Source organism: Streptomyces sp. NPDC057253 (genome assembly GCF_042669125.1).
GTDB lineage: Bacteria > Actinomycetota > Actinomycetes > Streptomycetales > Streptomycetaceae > Streptomyces.
The window spans coordinates 1-3,540 of record NZ_JBHUXV010000275.1 but is presented as its reverse complement, the minus strand read 5'-3'; the positions used below and the strand labels follow the sequence as shown (position 1 = coordinate 3,540).

At 71.0% G+C, this 3,540-nt stretch carries 2 protein-coding genes and 1 pseudogene; 2 read left to right on the top strand and 1 reads right to left on the bottom strand.

Annotated elements, in window-relative coordinates; all coding sequences use genetic code 11:
* Window positions 1-195, bottom strand: a pseudogene (locus tag ACFULQ_RS48830) (PLP-dependent aminotransferase family protein); the annotation flags it as partial.
* Between the two features lie 20 nt (window positions 196-215).
* Between ACFULQ_RS48830 and ACFULQ_RS48825 the strand changes: the two are divergent.
* Window positions 216-1,247, top strand: coding sequence for a DMT family transporter (locus ACFULQ_RS48825; protein WP_383558236.1), 1,032 nt, complete (start codon window positions 216-218; stop codon window positions 1,245-1,247).
* Window positions 1,248-1,303: 56 nt separating this feature from the next.
* Window positions 1,304-3,490, top strand: a complete 2,187-nt coding sequence (locus ACFULQ_RS48820; RefSeq protein WP_383558233.1) for an RICIN domain-containing protein — start codon at window positions 1,304-1,306, stop codon at window positions 3,488-3,490.
* Window positions 3,491-3,540 lie beyond the last annotated feature (50 nt).

Below are 3,540 nucleotides of genomic sequence, written 5' to 3'. Positions count from 1 at the left end.
CCCGACGGGCAGCCGGCCGTCGGCGATGGCCGACCGCAACCGGTCGGCTAGCCAGGCGGTACGGCCGCCGGGCGGGGCCTGTCCGATGTCGAGCTGGAGGAAGTCGGAGCCCAGGGCCGCGTCGGCACCCGGCGTGCCGGACACGGTTTTGGACCCCTCGACCGATGACTTGGTGGACCTGCCCATGGCATCCATTGTGCGGGCAGGGTGGCGGTATGAACACACCTTCCGCCTCGTCGGCCCAGCTGGTCCCCGGCATGATCGGGATGATCCTGGTGGGCAGCAGCGTCACCGTCTCGCACACTCTGGTGGACGCCCCGCTGTTCACCACCCAGGCCGTCCGCTACCTGGCCGCGACCCTGATCCTCGTCCTCATCGCCCGGCTCGCCGGTGTCCGACCCGTGTGGCCGCGCGGGCGGGAGTGGCTGTGGCTGACCGGGCTCGCCGTCACCGGTCTGGTGCTGTTCAACGTGGCCGTGGTCCGGGGTGTCGCGCACGCGGAGCCCGCGGTGATCGCCGTCGCGGTGGCGTGCGTCCCGCTGGTGCTCGGGGTGGTGGGGCCGGTGCTGGAGCGGCGCAGGCCGAGCCGGCAGGTGCTGGTCGCGGCGCCCGTGGTGATGGCGGGTGCGGTGCTGGTGGAGGGGACGGGCCGCACGGACACGGCCGGGGTGGCCTGGGCCGGGCTGGCCCTGGGGTGCGAGGCCGCGTTCACGCTGCTCGCGGTGCCGGTGCTGGCCCGGCACACGCCCTGGGGGGTGTCGATCCACGCGACCTGGATCGGCGGTGTGCTGCTGGCCGTGCTCGGCGTGCCCCTCGAAGGTCCCACGGCCGTACGGGAGGTGACGGTGAGTCAGTGGGCGGCCGCCGGGTACCTGACGCTGATGGTGACGGCGGTCGCGTTCGTCCTGTGGTACTCGACGGTCCGTGCGGTCGGGTCCGGGCGGGCCGGACTGCTCACCGGTATCGCTCCCCTGGCGGCGGCGGTCGCCGACGCCGCCTCGGGCACCGGCATGCCGGGGCCGTCGGTGTGGCTGGGCATCGCGGTGGTGATCGTGGGTCTGGTGATGGGCCTGCGGCCGCGAGCCGTGCGCGCCGAAGTGACGCCGGCGGCGTCGGCGACGACCGACCCGCTCCCCCTCAACGCGTCGGTGACGACCGACCCGCTTCCCCCCAACGCGTCGGCCACGACCAACCCCCTTCCCTCAAACCTTACTTCACCTCTTGACGCAAGTGGTCCATACCTTTAGGTTCCGGGGCAGCCAGACACCTCGCACCACCCTCACCCCCACGAAGGACTCTGCGCATGCCCACCCGCACCCGCCTCCACAGATCCGGTGCCGCCGCGCTCGTCACGGCGGCCGCCGCGTCTCTCCTGACACTGACTCCCCCACCCGCGAGTGCGGCCACCGCACTGCCCACCGGCTTTTCTACTGTCATGAACGCGGCAAGCGGCCGCTGTCTCGACGCCCGGTCGGCCGCCACCGCCAACGGCACCGTGGTCCAGCAGTACGCGTGCAACGCCACCACGGCCCAGCAGTGGAGCTTCACCGCCACGAGCGACGGCTACGTCCGCATCGACAACCGCAACAACACCAGCCAGGTCGTCGACGTGGCCGACGTCTCCACCGCCGACAGCGCGCCCGTCCATCTGTGGACCTACGGCGGCGGCGCCAACCAGCAGTGGCTGCCCGTCGACGAGGGCGGCGGCGCCTACCGGTTCGTCAACCGCAACAGCGGCAAGTGCCTGGACGATCCCGGCGCCTCGACCGCCGACAGCGTGCAGTTCGTGCAGTACACCTGCAACGGCAGCGCGGCCCAGCGCTTCCAGGTGGTGCCCGTGACCCCGTCGGCCGGCAACCCGGACCTCGGCCCGAACGTGGTCGTCTTCGACCCGTCGACGCCGTCCTCGACGATCCAGTCCAGGCTCGACTCGATCTTCCAGCAGCAGGAGACCAACCAGTTCGGCGCCCAGCGCTACGCCGTCCTGTTCAAGCCGGGCTCCTACACCGCGAACGCCAACGTCGGCTTCTACACCCAGGTCGCGGGGCTCGGTCTCACGCCGGACGCGGTGACGATCAACGGCGCGGTGCACGCGGAGGCCGACTGGTTCCAGGGCAACGCGACCCAGAACTTCTGGCGCGGCGCCGAGAACCTCTCCGTCAACCCGACCGGCGGCGGCGACCGTTGGGCCGTCTCGCAGGCCGCCGCGTACCGCCGGATGCATCTGCGCGGCAACCTCGCCCTGGACGACAACGGCTGGTCCAGCGGCGGTCTGCTCGCCGACACGAAGGTCGACGGACAGGTCAACTCCGGCAGCCAGCAACAGTGGTTGACCCGCAACTCGCAGCTCGGCAGCTGGACCGGATCCAACTGGAACATGGTCTTCGTCGGCAGCCAGGGCGTCCCGGGCACCAGCTTCCCCAACCCGCCGTACACCACGGTCGCCCAGTCCCCGGTCAGCCGGGAGAAGCCCTTCCTGTACGTCGACGGTGACGGCTCCTACAAGGTGTTCGTGCCGTCGGTGCGGTCCGACTCCACGGGCACCAGTTGGGCGAACGGCGCCCCGGCGGGCAGCTCCCTGTCGCTGGACACCTTCTACGTCGTGAAGCCGGGCGCGAGTGCCGCGGACATCAACGCGGCGCTGGCGGCGGGCAAGAACCTCCTGGTCACCCCGGGCGTGTACCACCTGAACCAGACGCTCCAGGTGAACCGCGCCAACACCGTCGTCCTCGGGCTGGGCCTCGCCACCTTCGTCCCGGACAACGGCGTCACCGCGATGAAGGTGGCCGACGTGGACGGAGTGAAGGTCGCGGGCCTCCTCTTCGACGCGGGCACCGCCAACTCGCCCACCCTGATGGAGGTCGGCCCGGCCGGCTCCGCCGCCTCCCACGCCGCGAACCCGAGCTCCCTGCACGACGTGTACTTCCGCGTCGGCGGCGCGGGCGTCGGCAAGGCCACCACCAGCCTCGTGATCAACAGCGACAACGTCATTGGCGACCACATGTGGATCTGGCGCGCCGACCACGGCAGCGGCGTCGGCTGGACCAGCAACACCGGGGACACCGGCCTGATCGTCAACGGCGACGACGTCACCGCGTACGGGCTGTTCGTCGAGCACTACCAGAAGTACCAGACCGTCTGGAACGGCAACGGCGGCCGCACGTACTTCTACCAGAACGAGATGCCGTACGACCCGCCCAACCAGGCGGCCTGGATGAACGGTTCGACGCAGGGCTGGGCCGCCTACAAGGTCGCCGACTCCGTCACCAGCCACCAGGCCTACGGCCTCGGCAGCTACTGCTACTTCAACGTCAACCCGGGGGTGGCCGCGGAGCGGGCCATCGAGGCGCCGAACAGGGCGGGCGTGCGCTTCCAGAGCATGGTGACCGTGTCCCTCGGCGGCACCGGCACCATCCGGCACGTCGTCAACGGCACGGGCGGTCCGTCCAACTCCTCGACGAACGTGGCGAATCTGACCAGCTACCCGTAAGGCTCCGGCGGCCCCTCCCCGAGGAGGGGGCGCCGGACCCACCACCCTCA

Coding starts and splice junctions, on each gene's coding strand:
- ACFULQ_RS48820 (WP_383558233.1), top strand. CDS start 1,304: ATGCCCACCCGCACCCGCCTCCACAGATCCGGTGCCGCCGCGCTCGTC.
- ACFULQ_RS48825 (WP_383558236.1), top strand. CDS start 216: ATGAACACACCTTCCGCCTCGTCGGCCCAGCTGGTCCCCGGCATGATC.